The organism is Variovorax sp. GW821-FHT09B01, assembly GCF_059418345.1.
Genome location: NZ_JBWKPQ010000003.1, coordinates 253359 through 271880, shown reverse-complemented (window position 1 = coordinate 271880; position 18522 = coordinate 253359). Strand labels below are relative to the sequence as shown.

The 18522-nt window shown below is 70.8% G+C and carries 16 protein-coding genes; 2 read left to right on the top strand and 14 right to left on the bottom strand.

Features of this window, described 5'->3' with window-relative positions; all coding sequences use genetic code 11:
- Positions 1–121: 121 nt before the first annotated feature.
- Positions 122–2842: a winged helix-turn-helix domain-containing protein gene (locus AC07RV_RS12675; RefSeq protein ID WP_296778562.1), complete on the top strand. Its 2721-nt coding sequence runs from the start codon at positions 122–124 to the stop codon at positions 2840–2842.
- Positions 2843–2895: 53 nt separating this feature from the next.
- The gene (locus AC07RV_RS12670; protein WP_296778567.1) at positions 2896–3558 is read left to right on the top strand and encodes a hypothetical protein; all 663 of its coding nucleotides are present in this window, start codon (positions 2896–2898) and stop codon (positions 3556–3558) included.
- A 20-nt stretch (positions 3559–3578) separates the two neighbouring features.
- Here AC07RV_RS12670 and AC07RV_RS12665 read toward each other — a convergent pair whose 3' ends face one another.
- The 14 genes from AC07RV_RS12665 to AC07RV_RS12600 all read right to left on the bottom strand — a co-directional run bounded on the left by AC07RV_RS12665 (position 3579) and on the right by AC07RV_RS12600 (position 18491).
- Positions 3579–4646, bottom strand: a complete 1068-nt coding sequence (locus tag AC07RV_RS12665; protein ID WP_296778572.1) for a branched-chain amino acid ABC transporter substrate-binding protein — start codon at positions 4644–4646, stop codon at positions 3579–3581.
- A 189-nt stretch (positions 4647–4835) separates the two neighbouring features.
- Positions 4836–5984: an acyl-CoA dehydrogenase family protein gene (locus AC07RV_RS12660; protein ID WP_296778580.1), complete on the bottom strand. Its 1149-nt coding sequence runs from the start codon at positions 5982–5984 to the stop codon at positions 4836–4838.
- Between the two features lie 48 nt (positions 5985–6032).
- Positions 6033–7592, bottom strand: coding sequence for a long-chain-fatty-acid--CoA ligase (locus tag AC07RV_RS12655; RefSeq protein ID WP_296778583.1), 1560 nt, complete (start codon positions 7590–7592; stop codon positions 6033–6035).
- Between the two features lie 50 nt (positions 7593–7642).
- Positions 7643–8755 carry a CaiB/BaiF CoA transferase family protein gene (locus tag AC07RV_RS12650; protein ID WP_296778586.1) on the bottom strand — a complete coding sequence of 371 codons (1113 nt, stop codon included), beginning with the start codon at positions 8753–8755 and terminating at the stop codon, positions 7643–7645.
- Between the two features lie 130 nt (positions 8756–8885).
- Positions 8886–9464 carry a DNA-3-methyladenine glycosylase I gene (locus AC07RV_RS12645; RefSeq protein ID WP_296778588.1) on the bottom strand — a complete coding sequence of 193 codons (579 nt, stop codon included), beginning with the start codon at positions 9462–9464 and terminating at the stop codon, positions 8886–8888.
- 25 nt (positions 9465–9489) lie between these two features.
- On the bottom strand, positions 9490–10926 hold the full coding sequence (locus AC07RV_RS12640; RefSeq protein WP_444814378.1) for an amidase: 1437 nt from the start codon (positions 10924–10926) through the stop codon (positions 9490–9492).
- Between the two features lie 16 nt (positions 10927–10942).
- A complete protein-coding gene (locus tag AC07RV_RS12635; RefSeq protein ID WP_296778594.1) occupies positions 10943–11932 on the bottom strand; it encodes a Bug family tripartite tricarboxylate transporter substrate binding protein in 990 nt (329 codons plus the stop codon).
- A 32-nt stretch (positions 11933–11964) separates the two neighbouring features.
- Positions 11965–13341 (bottom strand): amidase, encoded by a 1377-nt coding sequence (locus tag AC07RV_RS12630; protein WP_296778597.1) that lies wholly within the window; start codon positions 13339–13341, stop codon positions 11965–11967.
- Between the two features lie 22 nt (positions 13342–13363).
- Positions 13364–14125 (bottom strand): SDR family NAD(P)-dependent oxidoreductase, encoded by a 762-nt coding sequence (locus tag AC07RV_RS12625; protein ID WP_296778600.1) that lies wholly within the window; start codon positions 14123–14125, stop codon positions 13364–13366.
- A 10-nt stretch (positions 14126–14135) separates the two neighbouring features.
- Complete coding sequence (locus AC07RV_RS12620) at positions 14136–14906, bottom strand: SDR family NAD(P)-dependent oxidoreductase (protein WP_296778603.1); 771 nt, start codon at positions 14904–14906, stop codon at positions 14136–14138.
- Positions 14903–15727 carry a polysaccharide deacetylase family protein gene (locus AC07RV_RS12615; protein WP_296778606.1) on the bottom strand — a complete coding sequence of 275 codons (825 nt, stop codon included), beginning with the start codon at positions 15725–15727 and terminating at the stop codon, positions 14903–14905. Before AC07RV_RS12615 ends, AC07RV_RS12620 begins: the two co-directional genes overlap by 4 nt.
- A gap of 33 nt (positions 15728–15760) precedes the next feature.
- Positions 15761–16561, bottom strand: coding sequence for an ABC transporter permease (locus AC07RV_RS12610; RefSeq protein WP_296778607.1), 801 nt, complete (start codon positions 16559–16561; stop codon positions 15761–15763).
- Entirely contained in the window at positions 16558–17409 is an 852-nt protein-coding gene (locus tag AC07RV_RS12605) for an ABC transporter permease (RefSeq protein ID WP_057589639.1), read from the bottom strand. The genes AC07RV_RS12610 and AC07RV_RS12605 overlap by 4 nt, the downstream gene beginning before the upstream one ends.
- Entirely contained in the window at positions 17406–18491 is a 1086-nt protein-coding gene (locus tag AC07RV_RS12600; RefSeq protein WP_296778613.1) for an ABC transporter ATP-binding protein, read from the bottom strand. The genes AC07RV_RS12605 and AC07RV_RS12600 overlap by 4 nt, the downstream gene beginning before the upstream one ends.
- Positions 18492–18522: the final 31 nt, after the last annotated feature.

The following is an 18522-nucleotide window of genomic DNA, read 5'->3' as shown; positions in this document are numbered from 1 at the left end:
TGGTGGATGGTTTGGCGCCGGCCAGTTTAGGAAGCAGAATCGACGCGGGCATCGTCGGAACCGACGGTATCCGCTTCCCCCGCGGCGACCGCACGGCCCGCGCCCCACTCCGCCGTTCGCGATGTCGTCCGCTCCTTCCGCCCGCATCCTCGAGACCAAGCTCAGCCCGCCGGCCTTCGCCGCCACGCAGGTGCTGCGCGACGCGATCTGCGAACGCATCGCGGCCAGCGCGGTCAAGCTGGTGCTGGTGCGCGCGCCCGCGGGCTTCGGCAAGACCACCACCATGGCGCAGAGCCGCGAGCGCATCGAGGCGCGCGGCATCGCCACCGCCTGGATCACGCTGGACCGCGCCGACAACGACGTCTCGCGCTTCCTGGCCGGCCTCGGCGAGGCCGTGCTGCGCCTCGGCGTGGAGGAGCCGCGCGCCCGCACGCCCTTCGACGCGGTGGCCGCGCTGGCCGCACACGACGCGCCCTTCGTGCTGTTCCTCGACGACTTCGAGGGGGTGCAGGAGCCCGCCGTGATCGGGCTGGTGCGCGAGATCGTCGAGCACCTGCCGCGCGGCGGCAAGCTGGTGATCGGCTCGCGCGGCCTGCCCGACCTCGGCGTGGGCCGGCTGCGCGCGCGCGGCCAGCTCGAGGAGATCGACACCGACCGGCTGCGCTTCAGCCTCGAGGAGACCGGCGCCTTCTTCGGCCTGCGGCCGCACGCCGGCGACGCCGCCGCGCAGGCCCTGCCGCACGAACTGCTCGCGCAGCTGCACCGCAAGACCGAGGGCTGGATCGCGGCGATCTGGCTGGCCTCGATGGCGCTCGAGCGCCATGGCAGCGCGACCGGCTTCGTCGAACGCTTCTCGGGCTCCGACCGCGCGGTGGCCGACTACCTGGCCGAGGACGTGCTCGCGCACCAGCCCGCCGAGGTGCGCGAGTTCCTGCTGCGCACCAGCATCCTGCGCCAGCTCGATGCCTCGGTGTGCCAGGCGCTCAACCCGCGCGCCGACAGCGCGGCCATCCTCGAGCGGCTGGCCGCGGCCAACCTGTTCCTGACGCCGGTGAGCGGCGGCGCGGACGGCGACGGCGCCTGGCGCTACCACAGCCTGTTCGCCGACTTCCTGCGCGCCCAGCTCGCGCGCGAGATGCCCGGCGAGATCGCGCGGCTGCATCTCGCGGCCTCGGGCTGGTACGAATCGCAGCAGCGGCCGGTACCCGCGATCGACCATGCGATCGAGGGCGGCGACCATCCGCATGCGCTGACCCTGCTCGACAGCTATGCCGGCCGCTTCCTCGAGCAGGGCCGCATGCGCATGCTCGCGCGCTGGTTCTCGGCCATCCCCGAGCACCAGCTGCGCGAGCATCCCGCGCTGCAGCCGATCGCGCTGTGGGCCACCTGCTTCACGCACGGCCCCTGGCAGGCGATGCAGCAGCTCGAGAGCTCGGGCTGCCTCGACAGCCCCACGCCCGCGGTGCGCGCGAGCGCACAGACGCTGATCCCGCTGCTGCTGGCGATGCAGGACCGGCACGACGAGGCCTACGAGGCCGGCCGCCTGAGCCTGGCGCGGCTGCCCACCGGACTGCCCTTCGCCGACAGCGTGCTGCTCAACGCGATGGCGCACATCCTCGCGGTGCGCGGCGACCAGCACGAGGCGCAGCGCCTGCTCGACGCCGCGCGGCGCCAGCAGGGCAGCAGCACCTTCAACCGCATGTACACCGAGTCGGTGGCCGGCCTGTTCGACCTGCAGGAAGGCCGGCTGCGCCAGGCCACCGCGCGCTTTCGCATGGCGGTCGATGCGACCCATGCGGTCTCGTACAACCACAGCCACGGCAACGCCTGGGCCGGCGTGCTCTACGCGGGGTCGGTCTACGAATCGAACCAGCTGCTGCAGGCCGAACATCTGCTCAACGTCTACCTGCCGCTGGCGCGCGACGTGGGCCTGCCCGACCACATGATCCTGAGCCACGCGATGCGCTCGCGCATCGCCTTCCATGCGGGCGACATCGATGCCGCGTTCCAGGCCCTGACCGAGCTCGAGTACCTGGGCCACCAGCGCCAGCTGCCGCGCGTGGTGGCCGGCGCCAAGCTCGAGCGCTCGCGCATGCTGCTGCTGCAGGGCAACGGCCCCGCCGCGCGCGACGAACTGGCGCGCGCCGACGACCCGGCCCTGTGGGCGCGCGAGAAGCTCCAGCGCCTGCCCGCGCACGAGCTCGACTACCTGACCCTGGCGCGCGCACGCTGGGAGATCGCCTTCGGCGACGCGCGCGCGGCCCTCGACAGCATCGATGCCGAGCTGCATGCGGCCCTCGCCGTCGCGCGGCTGCGGCGCGTGCTCAAGCTGCGGCTGCTGCGTGCATTGGCACTGCAGCGCGCGGGCAGCCTGGCCGAGGCCATCGCTGAAGCCGCCGAGGTGCTCAAGACCGCGAGCCACGAGGGCTACATGCGGCTGATCCTCGACGAGGGCCCGGCCGCCGCGCTGCTGGTGCAGCGCTTCGCGCACGCGCTGCACGACAGCGCCACCGCGCGCGGCAGCAGCGACCCGATCCTCGGCGAGTACGTGCAGCGGCTGCTGCAGGCGGCCGGGCCGATGGCCCTGCCCGATGGCGGCGAGCCGGAGAACGCCGACGCCACGAGCCCCGACGGCCTCGCGGCCAGCGAGCCGCTGACGCGCAAGGAGATCCGCGTGCTGCAGCTGCTGGCCGAAGGCTATTCGAATGGCGCGATGGCCGAGAAGCTGTTCGTGTCGGACAGCACGGTGCGCACGCACCTGCGCAACATCAACATGAAGCTCGATGCGAAGAGCAGGACGCAGGCGGTGGCGATCGCGCGGCGGCTGGGAGTGATCCGGTAGGGAGCGCCGCGGATAATTCGCGCGCGGGATTTCAGTATTTCAAGGAGGAGTTCATGTTCGCAGCGTATTCGGCCGGCATGCTGCTGGCCGCGGCCATGGCCGTGTCATCGCCGTCGATGGGCCAGGCGGTCGAAGCGCCCAAGGTCTCGCCGGGAGACACCTGGAAATACCAGACCGTGGATCAATGGTCGGGACGCCCCAAGACCGAAGCCATGTTCACCGTGCTGGGCGTTACGGAGGAATACGTTCGCATGGAGATCGAGATGAGGAGCTTCGCGGCCAACGGCAAACCCACGCGCTATCCCCCTTTCGAAATGACGAATCACGCGAACCTCGACATGGTGCATGTCGCCAACGGCAAGAACAGCACACGCGTCAACTTTGCCTGGCCTCTCTTTCCGGGCAAGCAATGGCGTTACGAGTACGCCACTTCAACGCCGGACAACAGGATCACCACCACCTTCCGGATGGCGGCTGAAGTGACGGGCTGGGAGGACGTGGAGACCAGCGCCGGCAGGTTCAGGGCGCTCAAGGTGGTTCACACCGGGACGGCGGACGCGGGACCTTCCGTGGGAGTCGGCAAGAATGCCTGGACCTCCTGGTACTCGCCCGAGGCAAAGAACTACGTTCGCTACCAGGTGGAAGTCACCGGGCCCGATGGCGCACCGGGGTTGCGAGAAGTCTCGGAACTGACTGCCATCACGGTGCGGCCCTAGGCACGGCGCCGCTCTCCTGATCAGCGCAGCACCGCCACATTGACGCGGCGCATGCCGTTGTAGGAATAGAGAATGATTGGCCCATCGCGCAGGTCGCCGCGGTCATCGAAAGAGATCGCGCCCGTCACGCCGGTGAACGAGATCGCCTTGAGCGCCGGCAGGTACCTGGCCGGCTCGGCCGAACCCGCGTTGCGCATGGCCTGCGCCATCACCTGCACGGCATCGTAGACATGGGGTGAAAAGAGCTGCGTCGACACGCCGAAACGCTGCTTGAACCGGTCCTTGAACGCGCGCAGGGCCGGCTGGTATTTCTCTTCGGTGCCGCCGGTTTCGGCGCACAGCACGGTGCTCCGCATCGCCTTGGCGCCGGCGAGCCGTGGCAATTCGCCGGTACAGATGCCGTCGCTACCCATGAAGACAGGATTCAGGCCGGCGCCATGAATCTGGCGCAGCAACGGACCGGCCACCGTGTCCATGCCACTATAGAAGACCAGATCGGGCTTCGAGGCGCGCAGCGTCGCGACCAGATCGCCAAGCTCGGCGCCGTCGTCCATCACCTGATCGCGGCGCAACACCGTGCCACCGGCCTGCAGCACGCCGGCCTCGAAGGCGTCGGCGATGCTGGTGCTGTAGTCCGTGCGGTCATCGACCACTGCGATCCGCCGGCCCCCGGCCACCTCGACCGCATAGCGGCCCAGCAACTCGCCGAGCCGATCGTCGTGCGCGATCACCCGGAACGCCGTGGCATAGCCCAGCTGGGTGTAGGGCGGTCTGCTGGCGCTTGGAGAGATCTGGACGATGCCCGCATCGTGGTAGATCCTCGCGGTCGGAATGGTGACGCTCGATGTCAGGTGCCCGACCACGCCGTTCACGCCCGCGACCACCAGCGACAGCGCCGCGCGAGGGCCCATCTGCAGATCGGCGCCGTCGTCGCGGGCCACGAGTTCGAACCGCGCGCGCCTGGTACCGATGAGGAGGCACCGCGCATTCAGGTCTTCGATGGCCAGCACGGCACCGTCCTCGTTGTCGCGGCCGAGATGGGCCAGCGCGCCGGTCATCGGCGCGACGTGCCCGATCCTGACGGTCACCGAACCTCCCGGCCCGGGCTCGCAATTCGACGCCACCGACGTCTGGGCACCACTCCCCGCACACGCCAGCACGCCGGCGGCGGCCATCACGCAGACGCGGACCCAACGCTTCCCACCCACTCCCTGCAACATCCTGTTCTCCTCGCGGCCCACGGCCGGCGCGGATTCTAGGGGGCCCGGCAGGCCCGCTCACAGTGCCCGCGAGATCACCTCCTTCATGATCTCGTTGGTCCCGCCATAGATCCGCTGCACCCGCGCATCGGCATACATGCGCGCCACCATGTACTCGTTCATGAAGCCATAGCCGCCGAACAGCTGCAGGCATTCGTCGACCACCCGGCCCTGCGCCTCCGAACCCCAAAGCTTGGCCATGGAGGCGGTGGCGGTGTCGAGCCTGCCGGCGACGAGGTCCTCGACGCAGCGGTCGATGAAGGCGCGGCCGACCTTGATCTGGGTCGCGATCTCGGCGAGCTTGAACTTGGTGTTCTGGAACTCGGCGATGGGCTTGCCGAAGGCCTTGCGGTCGCGCACGTAGTCGAGCGTGGCCTGGTAGGCGCCCTCCATGGTGGCGAGCGCGCTGACGCCGATGATGGTCCGCTCGTAGGGCAGGTCGCCCATGAGCTGGAAGAAGCCCTGCCCCTCGACGCCGCCGAGCACGGCATCGGCCGCCACGCGCACGTCGTCGAAGAAGAGCTCGGAGGTGTCCTGCGCCTTCATGCCGATCTTGTCGAGCACGCGGCCGACACGGAAGCCCGCGCAGCCCTCGGTCTCGACGATCAGGATCGAGGTGCCCTTGGCGGCCTGCGCGGGATCGGTCTTGGCCACCACCAGCACCACGCCGGCGAGGAAGCCGTTGGTGATGAAGGTCTTGGAGCCGTTGATGACATAGCCGCCGTCCTTCTTCTCGGCACGCGTGCGCACGCCCTGCAGGTCGGAGCCGGCGCCGGGCTCGGTCATGGCCACCGCGCCGACCAGCTCGCCGCGCGCCATGCGCGGCAGGTAGTGCTGCTTCTGCGCCTCGGTGCCGTGGTTGAGGAAGTAGTGCGCGACGATGCTGTGCACCGAGGTCGCCATGCCGCTGAGGCCGCGGCGCGCGGCTTCCTCGTAGAACACGGCCTCGTGGCGGAAGTCGCCGCCGGCGCCGCCGTATTCTTCGGGGATGTCGGCGCACAGCAGGCCGAGCGCGCCGGCCTTGCGCCAGATCTCGTGGCCGACGTGGCCGCGCTTGCGCGCCTCCTCGTCGTGCGGAACCATCTCGGCCTCGATGAAGCGCACCACGGTGTCGCGGTAGCGCTCCAGGTCCTCATCGCTCCAGGAGCGGCGAAAGTCGATCGTCATGTTCGGCGTGTCCTCGTTCGTCTCTTCGTTGATGTTCTGTGCGCGGCTTCAACCCACGCGGCGCTGCTTTCCCGCCCAGTAGGGATCGCGCAGCTGGAACTTCTGCAGCTTGCCCGCGGCCGACAGCGGCAGCGCATCGCGGAACTCCACGCTGCGCGGGCACTTGTAGCTCGCGATCTGCGCGCGGCAGTGCGCGATCACGGCCTCGGCCTCGAGCGCCATGCCCTCGCGCCGCACGATCACGGCATGCACGCGTTCGCCCCATTGGTCGTCGGGCACGCCGATCACGGCCGACATCAGCACCTGCGGCAGCTGCGCGATGGCATTCTCGACCTCGGCCGAGTAGACGTTCTCGCCGCCGCTCACGATCATGTCCTTCATGCGGTCGACCACGAAGACGAAGCCCTGCGCGTCCATGTAGCCGCCGTCGCCGGTGTGCATCCAGCCGCCGCGCAGCGCGGCCTCGGTCTCGGCCGGCTTGTTCCAGTAGCCCTGCATCACCATCGGCCCGCGCGCAACGATCTCGCCGACCTGGCCCGCGGGCAGCTCGCGGTCCTCGCCGTCGACGATGCGCACCTCGGCGATGGCGATCGGCGTGCCGGCCGAACGCAGCAGGCGGTCGCGGTCGGGGCCCGGCAGATGGCAGCGCGGCGGCAGCGCCGTGACCACGGGCGACAGCTCGGTCATGCCGTAGACCTGCGCGAAGGCGGTGGCCGGCAGCGCGCGCATGGCCTGGTCGAGCAGCGCGGCATCGATGGGCGCGGCGCCGTAGAACAGCAGCTTCAGCCGCGACAGGTCGAACTCGCCGAAGCGCGGATGCTCGATCACGCGCTTGATCATGGTCGGCACCAGGAACATCTCGGTGACGCGCGCCTGCTGCAGGGTATCGAGCACCGCGAGCTCGTCGAACATCGGCACCACGTGCATGGGCACCAGCCGCAGCATGTTCTGGATCGCGATGCCGCAGCCGGCGACGTGGAACATCGGCGCGGCGACGATCGAAACCGCCTCGTGCCCATCGCGCGGCAGGGCCGCGACGGTGGCCAGCGCATTGATGCAGAGGCTGCCATGGCTCAGCATCACGCCCTTGGGCCGGCCGGTGGTGCCGCCGGTGTACATCACGGCCGCGAGCTCGTCGCCGGTGTGCGGCGCGTCGTCGATGGCCGCGGTGCCGGCCAGCAGCGCCTCGTAGCCGACCATGCCCTCGGGCACCTCGCGCTCGCCGCAATAGACCACGGTGCGCAGCGACGTGGAGAGCCGGCGCAACTCGCCGACCAGCGGCGCGAACAGGTCGTCCACCAGCAGGATGCGGGTGTCGCAGTCGTCGAGCGAGTAGGCGACCTCCTTCGGGTTCCAGCGGATGTTGACGGGATTGACGACGCCGCCGCCCCACCAGGTGCCGAAGAAATATTCGACGAAGCGGTGCGAGTTGAGGCTCATCATGCCCACGCGGTCGCCGCGCGCCATGCCGAGCTGCTGCAGCGCGGCACCGAGCCGCGCGACGCGATCGGTGAATTCGCCGAAGCCGAGGCGGTGCGCGCCGCTGACGATGGCGGTGGCCTCGCCCTTCTCGCGGCGGCCCTTGTGCAGGGACTGGGTCAGGTACATGGGAGCCTCCTCTGTCTTGCCGATGCCGATGCGCGCCCGCGGGGCGGCGCTCAGGCCGCGCGCAACGACGGCGCGGCGTCCTCGCCCACGCCCCAGCGCCGCAGCAGCGCCGCGCCTTCCTCGCGCGGCTCGCCCGAGAGCGCGGGCGGCGCGCTGCGGCTGAAGCGCGGCGCGGGCGCGGGCTGCACCACGCCATCGACCTCGACGAAGGTGCCGCGCGCCACGTTGTGCGGATGCGCGGGCGCCTCGTCCCAGTCGAGCACCGGCGCGAAGCAGGCGTCGCTGCCCTCGAGCAGCGCGCACCACTCGTCGCGCGTGCGGGTGCGGAAAACGTCGGCCAGGCGCAGCTTGAGCAGCGGCCAGCGCGCGGCGTCCATCTGGGCATCGAAGGCCGGGTCGTCGGCGATGCCGCAGCGCTCGCGCAGCAGCGCATAGAACTGCGGCTCGATGGCGCCGATGGCCACGTAGCGGCCGTCGGCGCAGGCATAGGTGTCGTAGAAGTGGGCGCCGCCGTCGATCAGGTTCTCGCCGCGCTGGTTGCTCCACCGGCCGCCGGCCTTGAGGCCGTACATCATGGCCGACATCAGCGCGGCGCCGTCGGTCATGGCGGCATCGACCACCTGGCCCTGGCCCGAGGCCTTGGCCTCGTGCAGCGCCGCGAGGATGCCGAAGGCCAGGAACATGGCGCCGCCGCCGAAATCGCCGACGTAGTTGAGCGGCGGCACCGGCGGCTCGCCCGCGCGACCGACCGCGTGCAGCGCACCGCTCAGCGCGATGTAGTTGATGTCGTGGCCGGCCGCCTGCGCCAGCGGGCCGTGCTGGCCCCAGCCGGTCATGCGGCCGTAGATCAGGCGCGGATTGAGCGCGAGGCAATCGGCCGGACCGAGGCCCAGGCGCTCCATCACGCCGGGGCGGAAGCCCTCGATCAGCACGTCGGCGCGCGCGATGGCGTCGCGCACGGTGGCGGCCGCGCCCTCGGCGCGCAGGTCGATCTGCAGCAGGCTGCGGCCGCGCGCGAGGATGTCGTGGGGGTTGCGCGGCGTGCCGGGCCGCTCGATGCGCAGCACCTCGGCGCCCATGTCGGCGAACAGCATCGCGCAGAAGGGACCGGGGCCGAGGCCCGCCATCTCGATCACGCGCAATCCTTGCAATGGGCCCGGCATCGTCCGTCTCCTTGGCCGCGGGCGGCCTTGTCTGTGTGGAGGACGATCTTGTCGCGGCCCGGTGGGTGCCGCATCGTCGGAAGAGACGAAAGAAGCGACGAGAAAGGCGCGCCGGCCCGGCGCGCGGCGCTCAGCCCGCCTTGGTCCCCTGCGCGACCTGCGCGCGCCGGAAGCAGGCCGCGTCATGGTCGTTGACGATGCCCACCGCCTGCAGCCAGGCATAGACGATGGTCGGTCCGACGAACTTGAAGCCGCGCTTCTTGAGTTCCTTCGACACGCGCTCGGACAGCTCGGAGGACACGGTGCGCGTCTTGCCGTCGTTCTCGATCACCTTGCCGCCGGTGAAGGACCAGCAGAAGTCGGTGAAGCTCTCGCCGCGCGCTTCCATCTCGTTGTAGATCTGGGCGCCGCGGATGGTGGCCTCGATCTTGGCGCGCGCGCGGATGATGCCGGGGTTGCCCATCAGCCGCTCGATGTCCTTCTCGTCGAAGCGCGCGACCTTTTGGGGATCGAAGCCCGCGAAGGCCTCGCGGAAGGTGTCGCGCTTGCGCAGCACGGTGATCCAGGCCAGGCCGGCCTGGAAGCCCTCGAGCATCAGCGTCTCCCAGAGCATGCGCGGATCGCGCTCGGGCACGCCCCATTCGGCGTCGTGGTAGGCGCTCATCAGGGCATCGCCCTCGGCCCAGCTGCAGCGGGTGTGTTGCTTCATGCGCCGATGATATCGGCGGTGCTCCTCAAGCGAGCGCGGGTCGCCGCGCCATGAATCCCGTGGCGGCCTCGAAGGCGGCCGAGGCGCCCAGCAGCGCCGCGTCGTCCTGGAACCGGCCCACGAGCTGCAGGCCCAGCGGCATGCCGTCGCCGCCGAAACCGCTCGGCAGGCTGATGGCCGGATGCCCGGTCATGTTGAAGGGCATGGTCCATGGATACCAATGCGCGCGCACGTTCTCGTACGGCTGGCCGTCGATGTCGAGCGGCGCGAACAGGTCCTGCTCGAGCGCCACCGCGGAGCGCGTGAGCGTGGGCATGGCGAGCAGGTCGGCGTGCTCGAACAGCGCCTGCACGCGCTTGAACAGCTGCGAGCGCGCGAACATCGCCTCCTGGTACTCCACGCCGCTCACGCCGGCCGCCGATTCGACCTGGCGCCGGAAGGTCTCGCTGAAGCTCTCGGGATGCCGCTCGACCAGCGGGCCGAAGCGCGCGCGCCACACCGTGTGGTTGATCGCGCGCCAGATCGGCTCGACCTCGAAGCCTTCGCCGTCGAAGTATTCGATGCTCGCACCGAGATCCTTCAGCGTGCGCAGCGCGGCCTCGAAGTTGCGCGCCACATCGGCCGACACCGGCCGGCCCGGCGGCGCGGCGCAGCACAGCACGCGGCGGCCGCGCAGGTCGCCGGGGTTGGCGGCGGCCGCCACGTAGTCGTGCGAACGCAGGCCGATGGACCAGGGATCGACCGGCGACGGCCCGGCCATTGCCTGCAGCATCAGCGCGGTGTCGCCCACGGTGCGAGTCATCGGCGTGACGTAGGTCTGGTTGCCGTAGAGGTCCTGCGCCTGGCTGTGCGGGATCACGCCGACGGACTGCTTGATGCCGACCACGCCGTTGCAGGCGGCCGGGATGCGCGTGGAGCCGCCGCCGTCGGTGGCGACCGCGAGCGGCGCGATGCCCGCGGCGACCGCGGCCGCGGCGCCGCCGCTCGAACCGCCGCAGGTGCGCGCGAAGTTCCACGGGTTGCGCGTGCTGCCGAACAGCGGCGAATTGGTCAGCGGGCCCGAGCCGAACTCGGGCGTGGTGGTCTTGCCGATCAGGATCGCGCCCTGGGCCCGCAGGCGCGCCACGCTCACCGCGTCTTCGGCGGGCACGTTGTCGCGATGGATCACGGCGCCGAAGGTGGTGGCCACGCCCTCGGTGTTGACCAGGTCCTTCACGGTGAACGGAATGCCGTGCAGCGCGCCCAGTGGCCGGCCGGCCGCGATGGCGTCCTCGGCGCGGCGGGCCTCGGCCAGCGCGCGTTCGGGTGTCAGGGTGATGAAGCAGTTGAGCGTGGTCTGCAGGCGCTCGGCGCGCGCGAGCACCGCCGTCACCAGCTCGACCGGCGAGAGCTGGCGCGCGCGGATCAGGCCGGCCAGTTCCGTCGCGGGCGTGAAAAAGAGCGAATCGTCGGACATGGACATCGAGCCTTCGTGCGTGCTATTCGTCGATGACGATGCCGGCCGCCTTGACGATCGGCTCCCAGTTCCTGCGCTCGCGCTGCGCCCGCTGCGCGAGCTCGGCGCGACCCTCGGCATGGGCAACCAGCCCGGCCGCCTCGAGGCTGCGCGCGAGCCCGGGCTTGGCCGCCGCCGCGAGGAAACCGCGCTCCAGCGCCGACAGCGCGGCGGCCGGCGTGCCCGCGGGCGCATAGACCGCATACCAGCTCGTGGCCGCGACGAACTCGCCGAAGCCCTGCTCCTTGGCCGTGGGCACGTCGGGCAGGGCCGGCAGCCGCTTGTCGCCGCTGAGGCCCAGGAACTTGATCTTGCCGCCCTTGTAGAGCGGCATCATGCTGGCGGCCGCATCCCAGCCCATCGACAGCTCGCCGCCGACCACGTCGATCAGCATCGGCGAGGCGCCGCGGTAGGCCACGGGCGTGAGATCGAAGCCCTGCGCCTTGGCGAGCGCGAAGGCGCCCAGGTGGCCCGAGCTGCCGATGGTCGCGAGGCCCAGCGTCGCCTTGCTCGGGTTCTTCTTCGCCCATTCGACGTACTGCTTCATCGAGCTGTAGGGCTGCCCGGCGCCGGTGACGACCGCGGTGGGAATCTCGACCAGCAGCGCGACCGGCACCAGGTCCTTGTCGGCGTCGTAGCCCGGCGTCTTGTAGGTCAGCGGCAGGATGGTGAGCAGCGGCGACGGCGCGAGGTAGAGCGTGAGGCCGTCGGGCTTGGCCTTCTTCACCGTGTCCCAGGCCAGGCGCGCGGAGGCGCCGGGCTTGTTGTCGACCACGATGCTGCCGAAGCCCGCGTCCTTGAGCTGCTCGGCATACAGGCGCGCGACCGTGTCGGCCGCGCCGCCGGCCGCATAGCCGACGACGATCCTGAGGTTGCCTCCCGCGAGGCCCGGTGGCAATTGCGCATGAGCGGCCGGAAGGACACAGGCCGCGAAGGCCGCGACGGCAAGGGATCGGCGGATGAAGGACGGCATGGAAGACCTCGCGGTGAAAGAAAGGGGATCGCTCAACCGAGCGCCTGCTCGACCAACCCGGCGACATCGAGCAGATAGTGGTCGTCGTACCAGCGGCCCACGAGCTGCAGGCCGATCGGCAGGCCGATGGCGCTGCGGCCGCAGGGCATCGACAGCGCGGGATGGCCCGTGAGGTTCATCGGGTAGGTGTAGGGATACCAGGCACCGCGCACCGTGCCCGCGGGCCGGCCGGCGATCTCGATCTCGCCGCTCACGTCCATGTCGATGGGCAGCGGCGGCGCCGACAGCGTGGGCGACACCAGCACGTCGAAGCGTTCGAACAGCGCCTGCAGCTCGTTGAAGCAACGCGTCTTGGCGAAGGTGGCCTCGTGCAGGTCGACGGCCGTGTGGCGGCGGCCCTTTTGCACCGCGTCGATCAGCGAGGCATCGAGCCGGTTGCCGAAACGCTCGAGGTTGGCGCCCACGCGCGCGGCCAGCAGCGACTGCAGCACGACCAGGAAATGCTTCTCGAGCGAGACGAAGTCGAGCTGCACGGTCTCGACGATCGCGCCCTCCCGCGCCATCGCCTGCACGGCCGCACCGGTGAGGGCCTCCACCTCGGGATCGACGCGGTTGCCCGCGCTCGGCAGCCAGGCCACGCGCAGGCCGCGCAGCGAGACCGGCGCGGCACGGCGCGGCGGCGCGCTGCCCGCGCCCCAGGGATCGCGCGCATCGAAGCCCGCGATGGCCTCGAACAGCAGCCGGGTGTCGGCCACGTCGCGCGCCATCGGGCCGGTGAAGGAGTTGGCCGAATAGAGATCGGGCGCCTGCAGGTGCGGCACCACGCCGAGCGTGGCCTTGAGGCCGACGATGCCGCAGCAGGCGGCGGGAATGCGGATCGAGCCGCCGCCATCGGTGCCCAGCGCCAGCGGCCCCATGCCGGCCGCCACCGCGGCCGCGGCACCGCTGCTCGAGGCGCCGGGCGTGTAGGCCGGGTTGATGGGGTTCAGCGTGCGGCCGAACAGCGGCGCCGTCGGCACCTGCTTGTGGCCGAACTCGGGCGTGAGGGTCTTGCCGATCAGGATCGCACCGGCCGCCTTGGCGCGCGCCACGGCCACCGCGTCGTCCTTGGGCACGAAGTCCTCGTGGATCGCCGAGCCCATGGTGGTGCGCACGCCCGCCGTCAGTGTCAGGTCCTTGACCGAATAGGGAATGCCATGCAGCGGGCCCAGCGGCTCGCCGGCCATCACGGCGGCCTCGGCGCGGCGCGCGGCGGCCAGTGCCTGGTCGGCGGTCACGGTGATGAAGGCGTTGATCTCGCGGCGCGCCTCGATGCGCGCGAGCGCGGCCTGCACGATCTCCACCGGCGAGGCCTCCTTGCGCCGCACCAGCGCGGCCAGCGCCACGGCGCCGTGGTCCATCAGATCCATGGTCGTTCCTCGAAGTCGGAAGTCAGAGCATCCAGCGGCCGCCGTCGATCAGCAGCGTCTGGCCGGTGATGAAGCGGGCGTCGTCGCCCGCCAGGAAGGCCACGGCCGCGGCCACGTCGCGCGGCGTGCCGATGAAGCCCGCGGGCGTGTCGGCCACGATGCGCGCGAGCACCTCGGGGTTGAGCTGGTCGTGCGCGCGGGTACGGATCGCGCCGGGGCACACGGCATTGACCGTGACGCCGTGCGGCGCGAGTTCGCGCGCCAGCGAGCGCGTGAAGCCCACCACGCCCATCTTGGCGGCGGCGTAGTCGGCGAGGCCCACGTCGCCGACGAAGGCCGCGTCGGTGCTCATGTTGACGATGCGGCCGAAGCCGCGCGCCTTCATGCCGGGCGCCACGCGGCGCGAGGCGCGCATGGCCGTGAGCAGCGAGACCTCGAGCACGAAGCGCCAGACCTCCTCCCGCGATTCGACGAAGGGCGCGCCGCGTTCGCGCGCGCTCTGGCCGACGTTGTTGAAGAGGATGTCGACCGGACCGAAGGCCGATTCCACGCGGTCGAAGAAGGCCGAGACCACCGCCGCGTCGGTGCAGTCGCCGCTCACGCGCAGGCAGCGCGAGGCCAGGCCGGGCGCGACGCCGTCGCCGGCCAGTTGCGCGTCGAGCGGCGCACAGTCGAGGTCGAGCACCGCGACGCGCGCGCCGCGCCCCAGGAACTCCATCACCGCGGCGGCGCCGATGCCCTGCCCGCCCCCGGTGACCACCGCCACGCGCCGATCGAATGTCATCGCGGGCCTTTCAGTGGAAGGTGCGGCCGCCATCGACGGCGAGCGCGGTGCCGGTGATGTAGCTGGCGCCCGGACCGCTGAGGTAGAGCACGGCCTCGGCGACCTCCTCGGGAGCGGCGATGCGGCCGAGCGCATAACGCTCGCGGATCTCGGCCAGCGCGCGCTCGGGATCGTCGGCGTTCTCGTAGCTGGTGCGGAACAGCGGCGTGTCGATCGCGCCCGGGCAGACCGCGTTGACGCGGATGCCGTCGGCCGCGGTCTCGATCGCGAGCGACTTGCCGAACATGATGACCGCGGCCTTGCTCGCGCAGTAGGCGGTGCGGTTCGGCAGCGGCCGCAGGCCGGCGCCCGAGGCGATGTTGACGATGCTGCCGCCGCCGGCCGCGCGCAGGTGCGGCAGCGCGGCGCGGCACACCAGCATCGGCCCCGTGAGGTTGACGGCCAGCACGCGCGCCCACTCCTCGTCGCTGGTGGCCTCGAGCGACTTCAGCGCATCGATGCCGGCCGAGTTGACCAGCGCGTCGACGCCGCCCAGCCATTGCGCGGCGCGGTCCACCGCGATGCGCACGGCCGGCGCGTCGCTCACGTCGCATTCGAGCGCCAGCGCCGCCTCGCCGAGCAGGCGCACGGCTTCGGCCAGCGCGGCCGTGTCGCGGTCGAGCAGCGCCACGCGCGCGCCACGCGCCGCCGCCATCCGCGCGACCGCGAGGCCGATGCCGCTGGCACCGCCGCTCACGATCAGCTGGCGCGGCGCCGCCGGATTGGCAGCGACGGCGTTCATGCGGCCACCGCGGCCTGCAGGCGCGGGCGCATGTCGTCGGAGATGCGGTCGCAGCGGTCGATCCACACGTCGGAATGCGCGAGCGCATGCTCGATCAGGCCCTCGAGCACCTTGAGCCGCGAGGGCTGGCCGATGATCTGCGGGTGCATGCCGACCATCATCATGCGGTCCTCGGCATGCAGCACGTCGAACTCGCTCTTCCAGGCCTCGAGCGCAGCCGAGGGCGCCTGCAGGGTGCGGCCCGGCAGCGTGATCGAGTACTGGAAGAAGGGCGCGTCGTCGAGCACCCAGCGGAACGGCAGCTCGACGATGTCGGTGCGCTGGCCGCCGATCTCGAGCAGGTAGGGCAAGTCGTCGTCGAAGAAGTTCGAGGAGTAGTCGAAGCCGTACTCCTTGATGAGCTCGAGCGTGATGGCGCTGAACTCGGCCGCGGGCGAACGCCAGCCGCGCGGGCGGCTGCCGGTCAGGCGGGTCAGCACCTCGAGGCCCTTCTCCATCTCCTCGCGCTCCTCCTCGGGCGTGAGGCCGACGATCCAGCGGTGGCTGTAGCTGTGGTGCGCCACCTCGTGGCCGCGGCCGATCACCTCGCGCATCAGCTCGGGATGCTTCTCGGCCACCTCGCCCGGCACGAAGAAGGTCGAGTGGATGCCGTAGCGCTCCAGCAGCTTGAGGATGCGCGGCATGCCGACCTTCCAGCCGTAGGCGCCCTGCGACATCAGGATCGGCCGCTGCGCGTTGGCGGGATCGCGGCCGGTCCACATGGTCTCGGCGTCGAGGTCGAAGGTCAGCATGAGCGGGAAGCCTTTGCTCGTGGTGGGCATCGCGAAGTCCTGGGGAAGAAGAGGAAGAAGGGTCTAGACGTGCTTGTGAAAGCCGGTCCAGCGTTCGGCCAGCAGCAGCACGATGCCGGTGGCCACGATCAGCAGGGTGGAGACCGCGGCGACGCTCGGGTCGACGCCCTGCTCTACCGAGGTGAATATCTTCACGGGCAAGGTGGTCTGGCTCGCCGAGAGCAGGAACACCGACACCGGCACGTTGTCGAGCGAGGTGATGAAGGCGAACAGGCCGCCGGCCACGAGGCCGGGCTTGACCAGCGGGAGGGTGACCAGCCGGAAGCTCGTGAAGCCGTCGGCGCCGAGCACGCGCGCCGCGTCTTCGAGCGACTCGTCGACCGCCGCCAGGCTGCCGAGGCTGGCGCGCACCACGTAGGGCACGGTGATGACCACGTGCGCGAGCCACAGGCCCAGCGAGTTGCCGCGCAGGCCGGTCATCGTGTAGTACTGCAGCAGCGCCACGCCGAGCACCACCGAAGGCAGCACCAGCGGCGCCATGAACAGCGAGGTCAGCGCGGCCGCGCCCGGCACCATGCGGCGGTGGATCGCATAGGCGGCGATCAGGCCCAGCACCAGCGCGGCGGCGGTCGAGGCGGCGGCGAGCCAGAGGCTGGTCCAGGCGGCCGAGAGGTACTCGGGATCGCGCAGCACCACCTCGAACCAGTGCAGGGTCAGGCCCTTGGGCGGGATCGTGAGGTAGGCGGTCTTGCTGAAGGCCGCGAGCACCACCACCAGCACCGGGATCTGCAGGAACACGACCACCGCGATGGCGGTGGCGGCGAGGCCCAGGCCCTGGCGCTGCGTTTCGGTCGACGTGCTCATGCCTGGCCTCCCCAGCGCTTGAGCAGGCGGCTCGACAGCGCGATCACGGCCAGCGTGAGCGCGGTCAGCACGAAGGACATGGCGGCACCGGCCGGCCAGTCGAGCGTCTGCAGGAAGTCGTCGTAGATCAGCGTGGCCATCACCTTGTAGGTGGCGCCGCCGAGCATGCGCGGCGTGACCAGCGCACTGATGGTCAGCACGAACACCAGGATCGAGCCCGAGAGGATGCCGGGCGCGCTCATCGGCAGCGTGATCGACCAGAACACGCGCAGCCGACTCGCGGCCAGGGTGTAGGCGGCCGACTGCACGTCCTTCGGGATCGCCTGGATCGCCGGCACCAGCATCAGCACCATGAAGGGCAGGAAGATGTGCGACATGCCGACCAGCAGCCCGAACAGGTTGAACATCATGCGGATCGGGCGCTCGATCAGGCCGATGTCGATCAGCAGGTTGTTGATGAGGCCGCGGTTGGCCAGCAGCGCGATCCAGCCGAAGGAGCGCACCACGAGGTTGAGCAGCATCGGGAAGATCACGAGCATGGTCAGCGCGAGCCGCATGCGCGGGCCCGCGTTGGCGATGTAGTAGGCCAGCGGATAGCCGAGCACGAGGCAGATCGCGGTGACGCCGAAGCCCAGCACCAGCGTGCGCAGCACCACCTCGCGGTAGTACTCGTCGGTGAGGATGCTGGTGTAGTTGGCCAACGTCCAGCCGCTCGCGATGCCGCTGCCGGGCACGTAGGGATGCAGGCTCAGCGGCACCATCAGCAGCACCGGCGCGACGAAGGCCAGCAGCAGCACCAGCAGCAGGGGCGAGGCCAGCAAGGCGCCGGCGGTGTGGCGCGATCTCATGCCGCGGCGTTCACGTAGACATGGCGCGGATCGATCGCCACGCCGACCGGCGCGCCGACCTCGAGGCCGGCATGCGGGCCGTTGGTGGCGGCCTCGGCGATCAGCTCGATGCCGCCGAGGGCCAGCAGGTACTGCACGCGCGAGCCGACGAAGGAGCGCATCGCGACGCGGGCCTCGTAGCGCGGCAGGCTCGCGGCGTCGGAGACGTCTTGCGCGCCGAGGAAGCGGATGTCCTCCTGGCGCACGACCACGTCGACCGCGGCGCCATCGGCGATGCCCTCGGCCTGGGCCACGGCGAGCACCGGGCCGTCGCGCAGTTGCACCGTAGCGCCCCCCGCTCCGACACGCGCGAACTTGCCGCCGAGCCGGTTGGGCCGACCCATGAAGCTCGCGACGAAGCCCGTGGCCGGGCGGTGGTAGATGGCCTCGGGCGTGTCGAACTGCTGCACCACGCCATGGGCCAGCACGCAGACCCGGTCGGACATCGACATCGCCTCGCCCTGGTCGTGCGTGACGAACAGCGTGGTGATGCCGACCTCGCGCTGCAGCCGCTTGAGCTCGATCTGCATCTCGTCGCGCAGCGCGGCATCGAGGTTGGACAGCGGCTCGTCGAACAGCAGGATGCTCGGGCGCGGCGCGATCGAGCGCGCCACCGCCACGCGCTGCTGCTGGCCGCCCGAGAGCTGGCGCGGCAGCCGGTCGCCCAGCGCCGAGAGGCGCACGCTGGCCAGCGCCTGCTCGACGCGGCGCGTGAGCTCCGCGCCCTGCACGCCCTGTCGGCGCAGGCCGAAGGCGACGTTCTCGAACACGCTCATGTGCGGGAACAGCGCATAGGACTGGAACACCAGGCCGATGTTGCGCTTGTTGGTGGGCAGCGCGGTGACGTCGCGGCCGTCGATCAGGATGCGGCCGCCCGTGGGCTCGATCAGGCCCGCCACCATGCGCAGCACCGTGGTCTTGCCGCAGCCCGAGGGGCCGAGCAGCGAGATGAATTCGCCGTCGTGGACCGACAGCGAGACCGAGGAGGCGGCAACGTGTCCGGGGTAGCGCTTCTCGAGGCGCTCCAGCGTGAGTGCGGGCATTGGGCGTGTGGGATCGTGGGAACGGCGGCGG